The organism is Anaerolineales bacterium (genome assembly GCA_015075725.1).
Classification (GTDB): Bacteria; Chloroflexota; Anaerolineae; order Anaerolineales; family Villigracilaceae; genus Villigracilis.
In genome coordinates this window covers 3,197,132-3,214,024 of record JABTTV010000001.1, presented here as the reverse complement: position 1 = coordinate 3,214,024, position 16,893 = coordinate 3,197,132, and the positions used below count along the sequence as shown (strand labels likewise).

Annotated in this window: 21 protein-coding genes; 7 read left to right on the top strand and 14 right to left on the bottom strand. The window is 53.9% G+C overall.

The annotated features are described in order from the left end of the window. Positions 1-64 precede the first annotated feature (64 nt). The 3 genes from HS100_15470 to HS100_15460 are packed head-to-tail and all read right to left on the bottom strand — an operon-like array spanning position 65 to position 1,825. Positions 65-727: a hypothetical protein gene (locus tag HS100_15470; GenBank protein ID MBE7435313.1), complete on the bottom strand. Its 663-nt coding sequence runs from the start codon at positions 725-727 to the stop codon at positions 65-67. Beyond that, positions 696-938: a hypothetical protein gene (locus HS100_15465; protein MBE7435312.1), complete on the bottom strand. Its 243-nt coding sequence runs from the start codon at positions 936-938 to the stop codon at positions 696-698. Before HS100_15465 ends, HS100_15470 begins: the two co-directional genes overlap by 32 nt. An 8-nt stretch (positions 939-946) precedes the next feature. Further along, positions 947-1,825, bottom strand: a complete 879-nt coding sequence (locus HS100_15460) for a patatin-like phospholipase family protein (protein MBE7435311.1) — start codon at positions 1,823-1,825, stop codon at positions 947-949. Between the two features lie 185 nt (positions 1,826-2,010). Between HS100_15460 and HS100_15455 the strand changes: the two genes are divergently transcribed. The 3 genes from HS100_15455 to HS100_15445 are packed head-to-tail and all read left to right on the top strand — an operon-like array spanning position 2,011 to position 3,392. Then, complete coding sequence (locus HS100_15455) at positions 2,011-2,448, top strand: PaaI family thioesterase (protein MBE7435310.1); 438 nt, start codon at positions 2,011-2,013, stop codon at positions 2,446-2,448. Continuing rightward, the gene (locus HS100_15450; protein ID MBE7435309.1) at positions 2,445-2,900 is read left to right on the top strand and encodes a hypothetical protein; all 456 of its coding nucleotides are present in this window, start codon (positions 2,445-2,447) and stop codon (positions 2,898-2,900) included. The genes HS100_15455 and HS100_15450 overlap by 4 nt, the downstream gene beginning before the upstream one ends. A gap of 48 nt (positions 2,901-2,948) precedes the next feature. Beyond that, positions 2,949-3,392, top strand: a complete 444-nt coding sequence (locus tag HS100_15445) for a hypothetical protein (GenBank protein MBE7435308.1) — start codon at positions 2,949-2,951, stop codon at positions 3,390-3,392. Here the strand turns inward: HS100_15445 and HS100_15440 are convergent. The 5 genes from HS100_15440 to HS100_15420 form a co-directional block, all read right to left on the bottom strand. Then, positions 3,389-4,129 (bottom strand): amino acid ABC transporter ATP-binding protein, encoded by a 741-nt coding sequence (locus tag HS100_15440; protein ID MBE7435307.1) that lies wholly within the window; start codon positions 4,127-4,129, stop codon positions 3,389-3,391. The two genes, HS100_15445 and HS100_15440, sit on opposite strands and share 4 nt — an antisense overlap. 11 nt (positions 4,130-4,140) lie before the next feature. Next, positions 4,141-5,301: an amino acid ABC transporter permease gene (locus HS100_15435; protein MBE7435306.1), complete on the bottom strand. Its 1,161-nt coding sequence runs from the start codon at positions 5,299-5,301 to the stop codon at positions 4,141-4,143. 347 nt (positions 5,302-5,648) lie between these two features. Next, complete coding sequence (locus HS100_15430; protein MBE7435305.1) at positions 5,649-6,839, bottom strand: ABC transporter permease subunit; 1,191 nt, start codon at positions 6,837-6,839, stop codon at positions 5,649-5,651. A gap of 56 nt (positions 6,840-6,895) precedes the next feature. Then, a complete protein-coding gene (locus HS100_15425) occupies positions 6,896-7,861 on the bottom strand; it encodes an amino acid ABC transporter substrate-binding protein (GenBank protein ID MBE7435304.1) in 966 nt (321 codons plus the stop codon). Positions 7,862-8,137: 276 nt separating this feature from the next. Beyond that, a complete protein-coding gene (locus HS100_15420; protein ID MBE7435303.1) occupies positions 8,138-8,614 on the bottom strand; it encodes a Cys-tRNA(Pro) deacylase in 477 nt (158 codons plus the stop codon). Positions 8,615-8,681: 67 nt separating this feature from the next. Between HS100_15420 and HS100_15415 the strand changes: the two genes are divergently transcribed. The 4 genes from HS100_15415 to HS100_15400 all read left to right on the top strand — a co-directional run bounded on the left by HS100_15415 (position 8,682) and on the right by HS100_15400 (position 12,852). Continuing rightward, on the top strand, positions 8,682-10,898 hold the full coding sequence (locus HS100_15415; GenBank protein ID MBE7435302.1) for a bifunctional (p)ppGpp synthetase/guanosine-3',5'-bis(diphosphate) 3'-pyrophosphohydrolase: 2,217 nt from the start codon (positions 8,682-8,684) through the stop codon (positions 10,896-10,898). Positions 10,899-10,965: 67 nt separating this feature from the next. Further along, positions 10,966-12,177 carry a molybdopterin molybdotransferase MoeA gene (locus HS100_15410; GenBank protein MBE7435301.1) on the top strand — a complete coding sequence of 404 codons (1,212 nt, stop codon included), beginning with the start codon at positions 10,966-10,968 and terminating at the stop codon, positions 12,175-12,177. A 7-nt stretch (positions 12,178-12,184) separates the two neighbouring features. After that, on the top strand, positions 12,185-12,610 hold the full coding sequence (locus HS100_15405) for a vitamin K epoxide reductase family protein (protein MBE7435300.1): 426 nt from the start codon (positions 12,185-12,187) through the stop codon (positions 12,608-12,610). An 11-nt stretch (positions 12,611-12,621) separates the two neighbouring features. Continuing rightward, complete coding sequence (locus HS100_15400; protein ID MBE7435299.1) at positions 12,622-12,852, top strand: hypothetical protein; 231 nt, start codon at positions 12,622-12,624, stop codon at positions 12,850-12,852. A 79-nt stretch (positions 12,853-12,931) separates the two neighbouring features. Here HS100_15400 and HS100_15395 read toward each other — a convergent pair whose 3' ends face one another. Genes HS100_15395 through HS100_15370 form a run of 6 tightly spaced genes read right to left on the bottom strand, consistent with a single transcriptional unit; the run spans position 12,932 to position 16,892 of the window. Then, positions 12,932-13,966, bottom strand: a complete 1,035-nt coding sequence (locus HS100_15395; protein MBE7435298.1) for a cysteinyl-tRNA synthetase — start codon at positions 13,964-13,966, stop codon at positions 12,932-12,934. A 1-nt stretch (position 13,967) separates the two neighbouring features. Further along, on the bottom strand, positions 13,968-14,285 hold the full coding sequence (locus HS100_15390) for a redoxin domain-containing protein (GenBank protein ID MBE7435297.1): 318 nt from the start codon (positions 14,283-14,285) through the stop codon (positions 13,968-13,970). A 27-nt stretch (positions 14,286-14,312) separates the two neighbouring features. After that, on the bottom strand, positions 14,313-14,450 hold the full coding sequence (locus HS100_15385) for a redoxin domain-containing protein (protein MBE7435296.1): 138 nt from the start codon (positions 14,448-14,450) through the stop codon (positions 14,313-14,315). Between the two features lie 37 nt (positions 14,451-14,487). Further along, positions 14,488-15,456 (bottom strand): alpha/beta hydrolase, encoded by a 969-nt coding sequence (locus tag HS100_15380; protein ID MBE7435295.1) that lies wholly within the window; start codon positions 15,454-15,456, stop codon positions 14,488-14,490. Between the two features lie 23 nt (positions 15,457-15,479). Beyond that, entirely contained in the window at positions 15,480-16,226 is a 747-nt protein-coding gene (locus tag HS100_15375) for an alpha/beta hydrolase (protein ID MBE7435294.1), read from the bottom strand. Positions 16,227-16,229: 3 nt separating this feature from the next. Further along, the gene (locus HS100_15370) at positions 16,230-16,892 is read right to left on the bottom strand and encodes a uracil-DNA glycosylase (protein ID MBE7435293.1); all 663 of its coding nucleotides are present in this window, start codon (positions 16,890-16,892) and stop codon (positions 16,230-16,232) included. Between the last annotated feature and the right edge of the window lies 1 nt (position 16,893).

Sequence of the window (16,893 nt, the reverse complement as noted above, 5' to 3'; positions counted from 1 at the left end):
GCCTTTATTTCCTCGCAAGCATACCTGCAAATAAATTCATCGTCAACGGAGGGGTGAGAGGGGATTAATCTGCAAGGTATTCCTCCAGGGCGCGCAGGCAATCGGAGCTCAATTTATGCCCGACTTCAGCTTCGCAATACGTGATCGCAGCGCCTGCCCTTTCAAGTAATTCCATCGAAGCACGCGCGCGGTCTATGGTCACCAACTCATCCTGCGTGCCGTGCGCCACATATATCTTCTTTCCATCGAGCGCACGTTTTTCGATATACGCATCCAGGCCGGATGGGACAAAGCCCGCCAAGACTCCCATCTTGCGGATCCGATTTGGGAAGACCATGCCCAGCACATTGACCATCGCCCCGCCCTGGCTGAACCCGATCACATCGAATTGATCCGCCTCGATCCTGACCGAAGCGGAATACCCGTCCACAAGCCGGATCAGCGCCTCAGCGGAGGGCAAAAGCATCTCAAGGCTCGGACGGCCAAAAGTCTTGACCAGATGCGGCCGCCACGAGAATCCCTGCGGGTCAGCGGGGTGAGGCGCGCGGGGGGCAATGATCCAATAATTTTCCGCGGAGAATTTTCGGGCAAAGACCCACATCGAGTTTTCGTCGCCGGTCCAGCCATGAATCATCAACAACAGGCGCGGGTGGTCCATCGATGCCGGGCGGACGCGCATCGTCCATCCGTTGAATTCAATCGTTTCGGTCTTTATCGGGGTCTGCACGTTTCACGATCCAATCCATTCCATATAATGCAAGCATAATCAAGCCGATGGGGATGAATGCCCCAAGGATGCAGAGAAATCCCGTCACCGCTGCGCCGAAGCCATAGATCAGCCAGATCAATCCAAGCCCGACGATAAACAGCAGGAGAATCGCGCCGACAACCAGTTGTGTATTCGTATCGCGCATGTATTTTCGCAGGTCTCGACTCATTGTTTTCTCTAGTTATTGCCAAACACGCGCCGCCCCAGGCGGGTGATCCACGCCGTTTCGCGTTTGAGATCGGGAAGGACTTTCTCCAGCGCTTGTTCGCCCAGGAGCGCAACTTCCTCGATCGCGATCCTGTCGAGGATTTGAATATGATGGACTTCCGGGCGGACGGTGATCTCGGGCTTGTCCACTTGTAGGCGCAGGAACGATACATACCGGCTGGAAACATCCACCGACCGGAGAAAAATATCCAGCGATTGGGCAAGCGAGATTCGCGATAGCCGTTCCACTATGGGACGCGGGACGATGTTCGGAAGCGGGAGATTATACGGGTGCAACGGTTTATCGATCGGGTCATTCAATACAACTGCCACGACGGGCAGGTTGGGGGATAGCATGCGTGCCACGGAAACCGGCACGGGATTTAGTACACCGCCATCCACAAGTTCAAGACCATCGACACGATGGACAGGAAAAATCCCCGGGATGGCGACGGTGGATAACAATGCATCCTTCAACCTGCCGCTCCGCAGGATCACCTCACATCCGCTATTGATGTCCACCGCTGTCACTGCGCAAGGGATGCGGATATCTTCGAATGTTTTTTCGCCAATCGTCCGGTTGAGCAATTGACGCACACCTGCCAGGCCAAGCAGGGAAGGTCCATCCTCCGGATCGCGCCCGTATAAGGCTTTTTGGTCCACCGATTCAAAGATGGTTTGAATTTCTTTGGGAGAATAACCGACTGCATATAACACAGCCACCAGGCCGCCAAAACTTGTCCCTGCGACCGATGCGATCCTGTATCCTTCCCTTTCAAGGCGACGAAGGACGCCGATATGGGCATTGCCTTTCGCGCCGCCTCCCCCCAATGCAAGTGAAATTTCCATTTTCTTCCTTTTTCCAATTTCCAATGTGTTCGATGCGGTATTATCAGCTAATTTTACCCAGAGAAGCTCCTGCCCGCCTGCTAACGGAGAATATCCCTATGAATTACCCGTTCCATTCTCCCCTTAATTCTAGCATGTGCCAAGCCGGATTGGCAATCCGGCATCCTGCGATTTACAATAGATGCATGAAAAGGCAACTTCCCTATCACGGTTGGTGTTTCGTATGCGGCCACGAGAACCCGAACAGCATTGGGTTGACCTGGTACGTGGACGACGAGGGACATCTCACATCTGAATTCGCGTTCACAGAATCGCAACAGGGTCCGCCCGGCCATGCGCACGGGGGCGCCTCGGCTGCGGTGCTGGATGAAGCGATGGGGCTGGTGGTATGGGCGGCGGGGCACAAGGTCGCAGCTGTCCACATCGAGATCAATTATCACAGACCGGTTCCGCTCCATCAATCTGTATTTCTCGAGGCGCACATTTCACAAATGGACGAAAGAAAAATCTTAAGTGAGGGGAAAATCTTGTTTGCCGATTCAACCGTTGCCGTAAGCGGAAGCGGCATCTATGTCGTCGCGCCTCAATTGTTCGGCGAGGTAAGAATGACGAGGCAGGGATGAAAAACATCCTGATCCTCATCCTTGGATATTTTCTGAGTGCATGCATCACCGCTCCGGCGCTCATCGTAACTACTACGCCCCCGGCGCCCTATCGCATCACACCGGACGAGAATCCGTTCGAGCCGCAATTGGAGGACACGGGCAGGCAGATCGCATCGGTTGTGATCACGTCGATTTTGTTCTCAGAACGATATGAATTTTCGCCGCCTCGCGCCGCCATTAACATCACCGGTTATATGCCCAGTGTGTGCAATGAATTACGGATCGAAATCAGCCCGCCGGATGAGCAATATCAGATGTTCATCGAAGCCTACAGCCTGATCGACCCCGATATCCAATGTGATGACGTTTTTCAGCAGTTCGAAGCGGATATTGTGCTGGGCACATATTCTCCCGGCAGGTATTCGGTTTGGATAAACGGCGCTTTGGCGGGCGATTTCGTTTCTTATTGAGGAACTTTTTCCGGAATTATTCGTCTTTCGACGAGAAAAGGATATATCATGAAACCTGTTCAACTTTCTGCTTTGCTGATTGCGATTTTCATCTCCGCTTGCGGGGCATCGCCGGATTCGCCGGTTTCCAGCGATTCTCCTTCATCGCCGGAGCAGAATGATTTCCTGCCAAACCCGGCAGACGGCTCTCTACTCCACGGAGAGGTGTTTCTGGATTCCATCGACCTGCTCACTCTGGAAAGTTATCCTCCGCAGTTTACGCTGGTCTTGAAAGGGGAACTTCCTACGCCATGCCATAAACTGCGGATCGCTGTCAATCCACCCGATACGACGAACAAGGTGGTTGTGGATGTCTATTCAGTGGCGAATCCGGATGAAATTTGCGCCCAGGTTTTGGAACCTTTCGAGGTGAATTTCCCTCTTGGAAGTTTCCCGCAAGGAACTTACAGTCTTTGGGTCAACGGAAATCAGGCTGCCAATTTCGACGCTTAATGGCTGAGGATCTGCGAGAGGAATAATTTGGTGCGTTCCTCTTTCGGTTTCTCGAAGATATCCACCGGAGTGCCGCTCTCCACGATCTGACCTTGATCGAAGAAAAACATGCGGTCCGCCACAGCGCGGGCAAATCCCATTTCATGTGTGACGACGAGCATGGTCATGCCCGATTTCGTCAATTCGACCATGACGTCCAGGACTTCTTTGATCATTTCCGGGTCAAGTGCGGAGGTGGGTTCATCGAATAACATGATCTTGGGTTGCATCGCCAGGGCACGCGCAATGGCTACGCGCTGTTGCTGTCCGCCCGAAAGCTGGCCGGGGAATTTATTCGCTTGCTCAGGGATGCCCACTCGTTCGAGTAATTCCATGGCCACTGCTTCCGCCTTATCCGTGGGCCATTTGCGCACCCATACAGGCGCCAGGATGATGTTTTGCATGACGGATAAATGCGGGAAAAGGTTGAACTGCTGGAATACCATCCCGATCTCGCTGCGGATGACGGCGATGTTACGCACATCGTGGGTTAATTCGATACCGTCGACAATGATCGTGCCGCGCTGGTGCTCCTCCAGCCTGTTGATCGTTCGTATGAAGGTCGATTTCCCCGAGCCCGAAGGACCGAAGATGACGATCACTTCGCCCTTATTAACCTCCATCCCCACGCCTTTGAGCGCATGGAAGTTGCCAAACCACTTATGAACATCCTTGCAGACGATAATCGGTTCACTCATCAGAGATACCCTCAATCTTTTTCAACCACGCCAAGCTGTACCTCCAGGCGGCGGCTTACCTGGGACATAGCATAACTTAAGACGAAATAGAACAAGCCGACAAAAAGGTACATCTCGCGTACCGCGCCAAGGTAATCACGCGCTTTGATGACACTCTCGCTCACAGCGAGCACATCCAACAACCCGACAATCGCCACCAGCGAGGTATCCTTGAAGATGCTGACGAACTGCCCCATGATCGGCGGGATCACGGCGCGCAAAGCCTGTGGCAGGACCACCAAACTGGTCACCAGGAATTCATTCAAACCGAGCGCACGCGCCGCTTCGATCTGCTCATTGCGCACCGCCTGCAACCCGCCGCGGACGATCTCGGCCAGGTAGGCTGCGGTAAAGAGCGTCATTCCGGCCATGGCACGCAAGACCCGGTCGATATTGACCTCCAGCGGTAGAAAGAGAGGCAACATCACCTGGGCCATGAACAGGATCGTGATCAACGGGACACCCCGGACCAACTCGATGAATAAGATGCTGAATCCTTTCACGACGGGCAATGAACTTCGCCTTCCAAGCGCCAGGAGCACACCGATCGGAAAGGAAGCAATAATACTGACCACAGAGAGCGCCAGTGTAAGCAGTATCCCGCTCCAAATATTAGGCGGCACGATCAAAAGCACTTCCACCGGATCAACCGCTTCGTTGCCCACCTCGAAGGTAGTCAGCACGATCAATATGATGGGAATGCTAAATAACCACCACGCCGCCAGCACCCGCGCGCTCCCGGTTACGTTGACAAAGGAAAGACCCACGGCTCGACCGACCAGCAGGCTCAAGCTGAATGTGACCAAGAAGGGGATCGCCATGGGCATGGTTATTCCGAATATCCAGGGGCGACTCTGTGTGCTGAGTGGGATCATCAAGGCGATGATGACCAGCCCGCCAACGATGGCAAGGCTCCGAGACCGGAGTTTCTTGAAGATCACCCATGAGGCGCCTGTCAGCAAACCAGCGAGCGTGAGCACCCCATTTGCCCGCCAGGTCTGGTCAAGACTAATGAGCACCTCCGGGCGGACGATGTAATACCCGATGTTATTCACGATGGTGCGGAAGGTGGGCAGGATGATCCCACGGATCAAAATGGTGAGCACGAAAGGCATCAACAACCAACCGATCATCAAGACGCGCCGTATCCGCGGATTGCTGTCCCGATACCACAGGACCCAGGTAAGCGTTCCCATCACAACTATCAGGCTCAAGCTCAAACCCAGACGCCAAACCTCGGTGCTGGGATATCGGCCCCAGGTCAGCACACCCAGGTTGTCGACGACCGCAAGCCAGTTTGCTTCCTGCACAGACCAGATCAACACCGACCGCGCAACGACGTATATTAAAACCATAAAGAGGATCGTCAGCAGGCTGTTGAACCAATTGCTGAACAGGTTGGCGCGCAACCAGCCCAGCACACCCTGGGAGGTTACGGGAGGTTTGATCGAAGATGTTTCTACGTGTCCCATGATTATCTTTACCGTTCCGGGATCTTCAATCGCTCGTTGAGGACGTTCATCACGGCAGAGATCAACAAGCTCATCAGGAGGTAGGTGATCATCATCAGGCTGATTACCTGTACCGCCTGACCGGATTGATTGAAGATCGTCGAGGAAATGTTATACAGGTCCGGGAAGCCCACGCCCACCGCGAGGCTGGAGTTTTTTGCCAAATTTAGGTACTGGTTGGTGAGCGGGGGGATGATTACCCGCATTGCCTGTGGTAGGATCACCAAACGAAGCACCTGCGCCTGAGTCAGACCGGAGGCTTTCGCCGCTTCGAGTTGTCCCTTGGGCACTGCCAGGATGCCCGCCCGTACGATATCGGCGATGAATGCTCCGGTATAGAGCACCAGTCCAAAGAGTATTCCTGCGAATTCGGGCGTCACGCGTGCTCCGCCTTCCATGCGGAGGCCCACCAGTTCTGGATATTCGAGAGTGAAGGGATTTCCAGGAATCAGAAACCAACTAATCAACGGAATGCCGAAGATCAGAAGACCGGCCTTGAGTCCCGGCCAGGTTTCAGAGCCGGTCAGGATTCGTTTCTTTAGAAGAATACGGTACAGGATTATCCCGCCTACGAGAGCGGCTCCCGCGAGTACCAGCCAGAGAGTGGCGCCGTCTTGAGGTACTGCGCGTGGGAAGTAGAAGCCGCGGTTGCTCAAACTGAATTGTCCAACGATAAGTCGTTCCTGGAGCGAAGGTAATTTCAGAATAATGCCGAAGTAAATGAAAAATAATTGCACAAGTAGCGGCGTGTTGCGCATGACTTCGACATAGGCGCTGACGAGATTGCGTAATAGCCAGTTGCCTGAGAGTAGAGAGATGCCGGCCAGGATTCCAAGTACGGTTGCCAAGGCGAGCCCAAAGACGATCACGCGAATCGAATTCACGAAACCGACCACGAAGGCGCGCCAGAAGGAATCGGTACGTTCGAAGGGAAGACCTTCCCCGATCCCAAAGCCGGCGGTGCGTTGGAGGAACTGAAAATTCAGATCCAACCCCCGCTCCTCGAGGGATGTAAATAGATTGCCGACCAGCCAGCGCCCGGCGATGAGCACAAGGACGACGAAGATCGCCTGAGCGAGCGCCTGCAGAAAGCGCGAATCACGCCAGAAGGACCAGCGACCAGGCTGGAGCAGGGTTGGATCGGTTGCGTTTGGCCTCATCCTATTAAGGATGCAGCCCTACCCGAAAGCAGGGCTGCATGTTGTCATCGGAACGATTAGCGCCAGGGCGGTGGATAGAGCAAACCACCGTCTTTCCAGAGAGCGTTGAACGAACCTTCACGCGGGATATCGGTACCCTCGGGTCCCAAGTGGCGATCATAGATCTCGCCATAATTACCCACAGCGCTGATCACATTGACCATGAAGTCGGGTGCCAGTCCGAGCAATTCTCCGAATGAGCCTTCCAAGCCGAGCAGGCGGGCAACTTCCGGATCCTCCGGTGTGCCAGACGCAATTTCTGCAACATTGGCGGAGGTGATGCCCTTTTCCTCAGCGATGATGATGCCATTGACAACCCAACTGACGATGTCGCCCCACTGTTGATCGCCATGCGCCCAAACCGGTCCAAGCGGTTCTTTGGACATGGTTTCGGGCAGAATCACGTGCTCGTCAGGGTTGGTCATTGTTGTGCGCAAACCGGCCAGTTGTGACTTATCGGAGGTCAAGCCATCGCAGCGACCTTCATCATACGCTGCGGCGGTCTCGTCCGAATTGTCGAAGACCAGCGGTTCATACTCGAGGCCGCGCGCGCTGAATGCGTCAGCCAGGTTGAGTTCAGTGGTGGTACCAGAAAGCACGCATACCGTAGCGCCGCCCATATCTGACAGAGATGTGAAACCACTGTCCGTTCGGACCATCATGCCCTGACCATCGTAGAATGTGGTCGGACCGAAGTCTGTGCCCAGCTCCACGTCGCGCGAGAAAGTCCAGGTCGTGTTGCGGATCAAGACATCGATTTCGTTGGTCTGTAGGGCTGTAAATCGTTCGGCCGCCGTGAGCGGACGGAATTCCACAGCCGAGACATCGTTGAAGATGGCCACGGCGAGGGCGCGGCAAAAGTCGGTGTCAAAGCCGGTGAATTCGCCGGAGGCGTCCAGAAAACCAAATCCCGGGACGCCAGAGTTGACGCCGCATCGGATTTTTCCGTTGCTCTTGATTGCCGCAAGACGAGCTGATTCCATCTGGAATTCAACAGGGACCTGAACCTCCTGGGTCACCGTCACTTCCTTGGTCTCGACGACGGTCACAATTTCGGGCTCGACCGGGGCGCAAGCTGCGAGAGCGAGACTAAAACCGATGAGCAACGATGTGATTTTAAACATCTTATGCATGTTCTCCTCCTCGAGAAGTTGATTGATGAAACGACACGATGAACGGGAAATTTCGATGATTATCGGCGAGAAGCGCCTCCTTTCCTGTTTTTATAATTTTCATTATAGCAAATAAACGGGGCAATTTCACAAGATTTTTCTTACTTCGGCAAAACGGGCGTTAACCAGTTTAGCGAGGTCTTTTACCCCCAACTGAATGTTCAATCCTCTCTGCCCGCCCGAAATATAAATCTCATCGAACTCCTGGGCGGATAAATCTATAACCACTTGAAATCCCCTGTTGATCAACGCCAGAGGCGATATGCCTCCTGCCTGCAATCCGGTCATTTGTTCGGCTTCGCGCTCGGTGGGAAGGTGCATCTTCTTTTCGCCTAAAAAGTCCGCAAGCAATTTTAGATCTACAACACATGGCGCGGGAACAAGGGCAAGAACCGGCTTGCCTTTCTCACGTTTGGTTACGACGGTCTTGAAAACCTGAATCTCCGGGACGTTCAGATACAGCGCCGCATCTCTTGCCCCCAGCTTTTCAGCGGGAAGTTCGTGCGCTTCGTATTTCACTTTGCGCGAATCTAGAAACCGTGTGACATTGTTTGTTATCGGCATTGTTTGAAGCCCTGAAATTATTATAAGCTTAACTTTCCAGTCCAGACGGCGTAGTAAAATCAAGGTGATGAAATCGGCTGTTGTTGAGATCCCCATGGAAAAATTGATGGACCAGCTACCCGAGAGGTATACGCTCGCGGATCGGGAACTGGTCATTCGGGCTTTTACGTTCGCAGAGGAAGCGCACCGCGAGCAAAAACGTCATTCCGGAGAGCCGTATATCAACCATTGCATTGCAGTAGCAGGCATTCTCTCTGAGTTGAAGGTACCCGCCGAGGTCGTTGCTGCGGGACTATTACACGATACGGTCGAAGACACTTCTGTGACCCTGGCGGATATCCGCCGGGAGTTTGGAGATACGGTGCGGCTCCTTGTGGACGGGGTAACTAAACTTACCCATCTGCCTCGAGTCTCCCGTGGAGATCAACACGCAGGGTCTGGGGACCTCGAACAGGAAGACCCCCACATCAAACCCGCATTGTTGGGGCGCAAAGAAGACATGATTCCCGAGACCCTGCGCAAAACCTTTCTAGCCATGGGGGAAGATGTGCGCGTGGTGCTCATCAAACTGGCGGACCGTCTGCACAATATGCGTACGCTCGGCCATATGCCGGAACATAAACGAAAACGCATCGCTCAGGAGACGCTCGATATCTTCGCGCCGCTGGCAAATCGTCTCGGGATCTGGCAGTTGAAATGGGAACTCGAGGATTTGAGTTTCCGTTACGTCCAGCCGGAGAAGTACAAAGACATCGCCGAATCCCTGGCGGAGCGCCGCCCAGATCGTGAAAAACAGCTGGAGGATATCAAACAGAACCTCGTCCGCCTGCTGGAAAAGAACAATATCAAAGCCGAGGTCAGCGGAAGACCAAAGCATATCTATTCGATCTATAAAAAGATGCAGAAGAAGGACAAATCCTTCAACCTGCTTTACGACGTCCGCGCGGTGCGGTTGATCTTGCCCGACGTGCCATCGTGTTACGCCGCGCTGGGTGTTATCCACACTACATGGAGACCGGTACCGGGCGAGTTCGACGACTACATCGCTGCGCCAAAGGATAACCATTACCAGTCCCTGCACACGGCGGTATTGTACGACGACAAACGCCCGCTTGAGATCCAGATCCGCACGCAGGAAATGCACATGAACGCCGAGTACGGCATTGCCGCGCACTGGCGTTACAAGGAGGGCGGAAAGCACGACAAGCAGTTCGAGGAACGCATCAAGGACCTTCGCAAGATGATGGAATGGCGCGGAGATGTGAACGACGCAGCGGAATTTGTCGAGTCGATGCAAAGCGACGTATTTCGGGACAGGGTATATATCTTCACGCCGCGAGGCGACGCCATCGACCTGCCCTCCGGTTCGACCCCCATCGATTTTGCCTATCACGTCCATACAGACATCGGCCATCGCTGCCGCGGCGCGCGGGTGAACGGAAAACTCGTGCCGCTCGACCACGAATTGAAAACCGGTGATCAGGTCGAAATTCTGACAGCCAAACGCGGGGGCCCGAGCCGCGACTGGCTCAACAAGGACCTGGGTCTTGTAAAAACCCAGCGTGCAAGGTCGAAGATCCGGGTGTGGTTCAAGAAGCTGGAGGATGAGCAGAACCTTGCAAACGGACGGGAGACTCTTGAACGCGAATTGCAGAGGCTGGGGATAAGCGAAATCAATTTCGAGAAGCTCGCGCGCGAATTGGGTTACAAAGTCCCCGAGGATATGTTCATCGATCTCGGCACGGGCGACCTTTCCATTACAAGGCTCATCAAACAATTCGCGGAAGACGAAGAGATCAAGGACATCATCGAGGCGAACGCTCCCGCCGCGCCCGCAAAGCCAACCGATGCCGTCGAAGTCGTGGGGTTGAAAGGAATGCTGGCCACCATGGCCAAATGCTGCAACCCGATGCCTGGCGACCAGATCGTCGGCTACATCACACGCGGGCGAGGCGCCACCATCCACCGGCAGGATTGCCCGAACATTTTGCAGGCAAAAGACCGCGAACGATTTTTGAAGGTCGGCTGGGGTCATGTGGAGCAAACCTTCCCGGTGCCGGTCAAGATCAAAGCGTATGACAGGCAGGGATTGATGGGCGATATCTCGAACCTGCTTGCGGATGAAAACATCAACATCAACAACGTCTCGGTAAACGTCAACCGAAGCATTGCAGACTTAAGATTGATCATCGAAGTAAGGGATTTAACCCAACTCAGCCGCATCCTGACCCGCATCGAAAATCTGCCGAATGTGATGGAGGCTGTCCGGACCAAGCCCGGATAAAAATCCCCTGACATCCTAAATGGTCTTCGCGGCGAGCAGGTTGGGGGTATAATCGCGGCGCTTCGATATGCTTAGCGTTAACGAGGCGCGCGAGCGCATCCTTTCCCAGATAAAAATTACGGCAACAGAATCGGTCGCATTGAACGACTCGCTGAATCGCGTGCTGGCAAAAGAGCTTTTCGCAGATTCGGATTATCCGCCATTCGATAATTCCGCAGTGGACGGGTTTGCGATCAAAGCGGATGAAGGCGGCTCCAACCGGACCTTGAAAGTGGTCGCTGATATTCCCGCAGGTACCTCGCCGACAGTTATCCTTAATGCCGGTGAAGCCGCGCGAATTATGACAGGAGCTCAATTACCCCAAGGGGCTGACTGCGTAGTTCCTGTCGAAGAGACAGATTTCAATGACCGCAAAGCGGGAACTGCACCCCCCAAGACCGTAACCATCGATAAACAAATGAGTGTTGGCGACAACGTCCGCCCGCGAGGTATGGATATGCGGTTGGGCGATATCGTCCTGAACAAAGGCAGGACTCTTAAGCCGCAAGACCTCGGTTTGGCGGCAACCCTTGGGTATGCCGAAGTTAGCGTCCACAAAAAGCCGCGGGTGACTTTGATGTCTTCCGGGGATGAATTACTCTCGGCAGGCGCGCCATTGGAACCGGGGAAGATTCGCGATTCAAATTCGTACACATTGGCGGCATTGGTCTTAAACGTGGGCGCAGAAGTCGTTCATCTTGGAGTGGCGAGGGATACGCGCGAGTCGGTGACGAATTTATTGGAGAAAGCCGCAAATGAACGCGCGGACCTGATCCTCTCCTCGGCGGGCGTGAGCGTGGGAGCATTCGATTTCATCAAGGAAGTGATCGATGCGAATGGAAAACTGGATTTCTGGAAAGTCAACATGCGCCCCGGGAAACCGCTGGCATTCGGCGAATATCGGGGAATTCCTTTCATCGGACTGCCCGGCAATCCCGTCTCGGCATTTGTCGGGTTCGAGGTGTTCGTGCGCCCCGCCTTGCTGTACATGAGCGGCGCAATGGATGGAACCAGGCCGAAGGTAAAGGTCCGATGCGCGGAGGAGGTTGTTTCGGATGGGAGGGAGAGTTACCTTCGAGCGCGAATCAGGCTGGTAAATGGCATCCCATCCGCATTTCTAACGGGGCATCAGGGCTCGGGTAATTTGCTGTCCTTGGTGCAGGCGGATGCTTTACTAATCATCCCCGCTGGTGTAAAATGCCTGCCTGCTGGCTCGGAAGTAGACGCCATCTTCATATAGAGGAAACGTGGATAAATGGCTTTTTCGCTCGTCGGTTGCGCTTGTTATCGTCGGACTTGCAGTCTCTGTTTACATGACGGTTTACAAATATACCGGGAACGATGGCATGTGCCTGGGATCGGGTGATTGCTCGACCGTCAATGCCAGCGTGTTTTCTGAAGTAAACGGGATCCCGGTTGCAGTGCTCGGGGTGATCGGGTACGCGGCGATCCTTATCGTTCATTACTACGAGGATAAAATCGGGTACCTGCGCAGGAATGGGGCCATGCTGGTCTTCGGCATGTCGCTGACAGGCTTCCTTTTCACCCTCTGGCTGATCTATGTGGAATTTGCCATCCTCAAGGCGTATTGCCCGTTCTGTCTCACATCACAGGCAGCGATGACCCTGATCTTCATCATTGCGGTCGCGCGTCTGATTCGAAACGAAATCTAGGAGGACTAGAAATGCCCCGTATCAAATGTCACTACACCGACTGCGTGTTCATCGATGAAGGCTTATGCGGCGCCGCCGCCGTCGAACTCGACCCGGACACGGGTTGTGTGACTTACTCTCCTTCCGAAGGATCCGCCTCCGATGACGAATGGGAGGATGAAGACGAAGTGGATGAATGGGACGACGAAGAAATAGACGGCGAAGAGGACGATGAGTGGCTGGAAGAGGAGGATGAATTCTAACCCGCCTCGTTGACTTGTATTGTCTTGAAACCACCCATTGAGCCTTCTCTTGCAGAGAAGGTTTTTTCATACCTTCACCCTATATCCTCTCCAATTCCTGCCCCTCCTTCGTGTCCTTGATCCTCCATCCCAAAGCGGCAATTTCATCCCGCAAACTGTCTGAATATGAAAAGTCTTTGTTTGCGCGCGCTTCCCTGCGTTTTTCGAGCAGTGCGAGCACTTCCCCGGGAGGACCATTGTTCTCCGATGTGTGGGTCGATCGAATCAATTCCAGCACATCGGGGCGGAGTCCTCTTTCGATGGGATCCGGTGGTGTGCAAGTTCCGAGTTCGCTCAACGAAAAATTCGACCCGGCCGGATACATTCCTGAAGAGTCATGCTTGATCACCGAGACCGAACTGACGCCATGCACATCGCAATTTCCCTTTTCGCAATCCATGATGATGCCGGAGTGTTCGTCCAGGCCGACGATGATATTGTCTTTGGGAGTCAATCCGCGCCATTGTTCGAAGCGTTCCATGCCGACGAAACAGCGGCTCGTATCCAGGTCCACGCCGCCTTCGGCGTTGTTCCAATGCGGCACGAACGATACATGCATCCCGAAATCGGAGAAAAATCCCAGACCGTCTTTAACATGCACGTCCTCGCCCACTTTGTAGATTTCATAAACAGGCAGGACCCACTGCCCCACCGAAATGGTTGCGGCAGAGGCAAACACGAGAGTCGCTCCCTGCCTGTGACGCGCGCGGATGATCTCCCAGGCGAGCGTATCCTTCAATTGACGCGACATATAACTCGGGCTGCCCGGTCCCATAAAGATCATGTTTGCCTGCAATAACGGCTTGAGGATTTCGGGGTTATCCGGGCTGAATTCCGTCCCTTTTTTCCTTGCGGGGACAAGGTCGATGACCGGTTTGTAATTCCTCAAACGGGTCTTGAGAAAGTCGCCAACGCGACCGGCGACAAGAGAGGCGTTAAGCTCGAAGCCGGCTGGCGTTTCAAGGATGGCGATCCGCAGCGGCTGGGGAAGGAGGCGGGCAAGAGTTTCGAAGATACGTCCACCCGCAAGCGAAGTCTCGCCGGAGCCAAGGAAGGCAATGCGTCCCAATGTCATGTTAACTGGATGACGCGTTGAGTTTATCTATTACACCGAGAAAGGTCTGGTTATCCGGAATATCCATCATGGATGAACCGTAATGCACATAGCGTATCTTGCCTTCCGCATCCACGATGCAATTCAGCGGCATCCGCCCAAGTTTGAAAAGATTCACTTCCTGCTTATAGAGTTTGGCAACGACATGGTCTGGATCAGGCAAACCGATATAAGGAATCTCTTCGCGCTGCCAGTAACGCCTGAACGACTCCAAACCATCGGGACCGACTGCGAGGATCTCCGCACTTCGTGAAGTAAAGTCGTTGTAATGATCGCTCATGCGCGCCAACTGCGCCCGGCAATATGGTCACATGAATCCTCGTAAAAATGACAATACAACGGTTTTTTTTCCACGGAAATCGGAAAGGCGGATGTATACCCCATTGATATCCGCGAGTTCAAAATCCGGCGCATCTGCTCCGGGCGTAATGAGGGTTGTTTTCATCGAATGTTCCCAGGCTCGAGCCGACACCTTGCATGGATCACCGGCTGCTCAAATATTCCAAAACGATCTCCATGAATGGTTCGGGACATTCCTCCTGCGGCACATGCCCGCATTCGGGGATCAGTTCCAACATGGCATCCGGCATCTCCGCGGTGACCGCTTCGAAATACCACGAACGGATGAGACGGTCTTCCTGTCCGGCCACGATCAAGACCGGCATGGTTAGATCCGGCAATAGCGGACGCAGTTCCGGATACGCAGGCGCAAAGGTCAATTCGTAAAAAGCGCGGTCCCAATTCTCAATGGTCAACACCTGCAAATGTCTCGCGCGGATTTCATCGGTAAGTTTATCCTTGTCAAACCATCCGCGCTCAAGTGTGCGCGGAAGGCTTTCCTGGTATTCACGCATCATCAGCGGACCAAGATGGCGCATTTGCGGAGTCCACATCAGCGGAAGCGCCCAGGCAGGGAATTGCGGTCCGCGCCCGCCGCCAAGGCCTGGAGCGACAAGGATTAGTTCGCCTACACGTTCAGGATACTCCATCGCGAACGCCGCCACAACCCCGCCCCCGGCTGAGTTTCCCACCAGGACGGCTTTCTCAACACCGAAGGCGTCCAGCAATCCTCGCAGGAGTTCGATATTGGCTTTCATGCCATAGGGATTCGACTCCCAATCCTCCGGCATCGGCCTTTCCGTGAGACCGAACGCCGGGCGGTCATACGCGATGACTTTTCCATATTTTGCAAAATCATCCATGACCTCGCGCCAGGAAAAGGTGCTTCCGCCAAACGGATGCAGAAGAACAAAGGTGGTTTCTCCCGAACCCGCTTCCTTGTAATGAATCGACACACCATTGATCTTGATGAATTTACTGTCCGGTTCGAGGAGCTCCTGCTCGCTCGCCAATCCCTCCAACGCAGGAACCGGGATGGCGAACGGTCCCAGCGCGGACGTGACGCAGGCGAAAATAAAAGAAAGAAAAATAATCCTCTTCAATCGTTTCATAGTCAATTAGTTGGCGACAACTGTTATTTAATTACCCCATTGAAAAACTCAACTGTCGCTTCAGCGACCTTCTCCCATTGTTCTTCAGGCGAGACCGACGCCGCAAGATCACCATCCTGAAGCCCATATGCGCCGAACTGTGAGTGATTTCCACCTTCAATGGGAACAAATTGTGTTTCAACCGGGAGAAACTCGTGGGCATCCTCGAGCATGGCGGGAGTAAACAATCCGTCCAATGACCCATAAACCAATAGGACGTTCGATTCCCGCCCGATCAAGGCATTATTTCCCGGCGCAGATGCCCAAAGAACAAGTCCTTGAATTTCTTCGTGGGTCGAAACATAAGACGACGCTGTCACGCCGCCGAGGGAGTGCCCGCCCACAAACCAATTCCCGACCTGAGGGTATTCGGCTTGCACGCGAGCCGCGGCGTTCGAGTCGAAAAACGAAATGTTCAACGGCATGGGAAGAACTGTGACGAAATAACCATCCGCGGCGATCAATTTCATCACCGGCGCATAGGCGCGGAAGTCCACGTTCGCGCCGGGGTAGAAGATAAATCCTGTTTCAGGCTGAAGGTCATTGGATGGATAAAACGTCACCCAGGCATTCTCTTCAGTCACGAAGACAGCCGAGTCGGATTTGATTGCTTGCAAAGCAGTATCCGTTGCGGGGTACGCGCCGCTCACCCAATAGATAAGTCCCGCTACGAACACAATAGTAACTAAGACAATCGTAATCGCCGCAGAGAGCCTTAGGATTTTTTCCATTGTTCAACTTCCCGATGCCAATTGCCCGGCTTTTTTCCAAATCTCATCGAACATCTTCACGGTCAACTTTCCCGTCGAAGTGTTCTGGTGGCTGGGGTGATAAGAACATATTAACCAGAGGCCGGTAATCAGTTTATAGGTCGCTCCATGCGAAAACTTTAATCCGCGCAGGGCGAATACCTTGAGGAGTCGATCAAAGGCAATCTTACCCAGGCCCACGATCACCTTCGGCTGTATGATGGCAATCTCCCGCTCAAGATAAGGCTGACAATTATCCAATTCTTGAGGGGTCGGTTTATTATCCGGCGGAGCACAACGCCCGGACGCGGTAATATACATATCTTTGAGGATGAGGCCATCGCCTCGCGACTCCGCCCGGGGCTGGTTCGCAAACCCGGCTTTGTACAACGCTGGAAACAAAAAGTTGCCGGAGGCATCTCCTGTGAATTGACGCCCGGTGCGATTCGATCCGTGCGCGCCAGGAGCGAGTCCCACCACGAGGACTCGCGCTTTTGGATCGCCGAATCCCGGCACCGGCTTTCCCCAATATTCCTCGTCTTTATACGCCTTGCGCTTCACCCGCGCCACTTCCTGGCGCCATGCGACAAGACGGGGACATTTACGGCAGTAGATGATTTCTTTGTTTATAGTTGAAAGGGAATTCATG

Excerpts from the sequence above, each read along its gene's own strand:
- HS100_15380 (MBE7435295.1), bottom strand. The coding sequence starts at position 15,456 with ATGAAACGATTGAAGAGGATTATTTTTCTTTCTTTTATTTTCGCCTGC.
- HS100_15465 (MBE7435312.1), bottom strand. The coding sequence starts at position 938 with ATGAGTCGAGACCTGCGAAAATACATGCGCGATACGAATACACAACTG.
- HS100_15400 (MBE7435299.1), top strand. The coding sequence starts at position 12,622 with ATGCCCCGTATCAAATGTCACTACACCGACTGCGTGTTCATCGATGAA.
- HS100_15460 (MBE7435311.1), bottom strand. The coding sequence starts at position 1,825 with ATGGAAATTTCACTTGCATTGGGGGGAGGCGGCGCGAAAGGCAATGCC.
- HS100_15390 (MBE7435297.1), bottom strand. The coding sequence starts at position 14,285 with ATGAGCGATCATTACAACGACTTTACTTCACGAAGTGCGGAGATCCTC.
- HS100_15455 (MBE7435310.1), top strand. The coding sequence starts at position 2,011 with ATGAAAAGGCAACTTCCCTATCACGGTTGGTGTTTCGTATGCGGCCAC.
- HS100_15375 (MBE7435294.1), bottom strand. The coding sequence starts at position 16,226 with ATGGAAAAAATCCTAAGGCTCTCTGCGGCGATTACGATTGTCTTAGTT.
- HS100_15445 (MBE7435308.1), top strand. The coding sequence starts at position 2,949 with ATGAAACCTGTTCAACTTTCTGCTTTGCTGATTGCGATTTTCATCTCC.
- HS100_15435 (MBE7435306.1), bottom strand. The coding sequence starts at position 5,301 with ATGATCGGTTGGTTGTTGATGCCTTTCGTGCTCACCATTTTGATCCGT.
- HS100_15415 (MBE7435302.1), top strand. The coding sequence starts at position 8,682 with ATGAAATCGGCTGTTGTTGAGATCCCCATGGAAAAATTGATGGACCAG.
- HS100_15450 (MBE7435309.1), top strand. The coding sequence starts at position 2,445 with ATGAAAAACATCCTGATCCTCATCCTTGGATATTTTCTGAGTGCATGC.
- HS100_15420 (MBE7435303.1), bottom strand. The coding sequence starts at position 8,614 with ATGCCGATAACAAACAATGTCACACGGTTTCTAGATTCGCGCAAAGTG.
- HS100_15425 (MBE7435304.1), bottom strand. The coding sequence starts at position 7,861 with ATGGAATCAGCTCGTCTTGCGGCAATCAAGAGCAACGGAAAAATCCGA.
- HS100_15385 (MBE7435296.1), bottom strand. The coding sequence starts at position 14,450 with ATGAAAACAACCCTCATTACGCCCGGAGCAGATGCGCCGGATTTTGAA.
- HS100_15410 (MBE7435301.1), top strand. The coding sequence starts at position 10,966 with ATGCTTAGCGTTAACGAGGCGCGCGAGCGCATCCTTTCCCAGATAAAA.
- HS100_15370 (MBE7435293.1), bottom strand. The coding sequence starts at position 16,892 with ATGAATTCCCTTTCAACTATAAACAAAGAAATCATCTACTGCCGTAAA.
- HS100_15440 (MBE7435307.1), bottom strand. The coding sequence starts at position 4,129 with ATGAGTGAACCGATTATCGTCTGCAAGGATGTTCATAAGTGGTTTGGC.
- HS100_15395 (MBE7435298.1), bottom strand. The coding sequence starts at position 13,966 with ATGACATTGGGACGCATTGCCTTCCTTGGCTCCGGCGAGACTTCGCTT.
- HS100_15430 (MBE7435305.1), bottom strand. The coding sequence starts at position 6,839 with ATGAGGCCAAACGCAACCGATCCAACCCTGCTCCAGCCTGGTCGCTGG.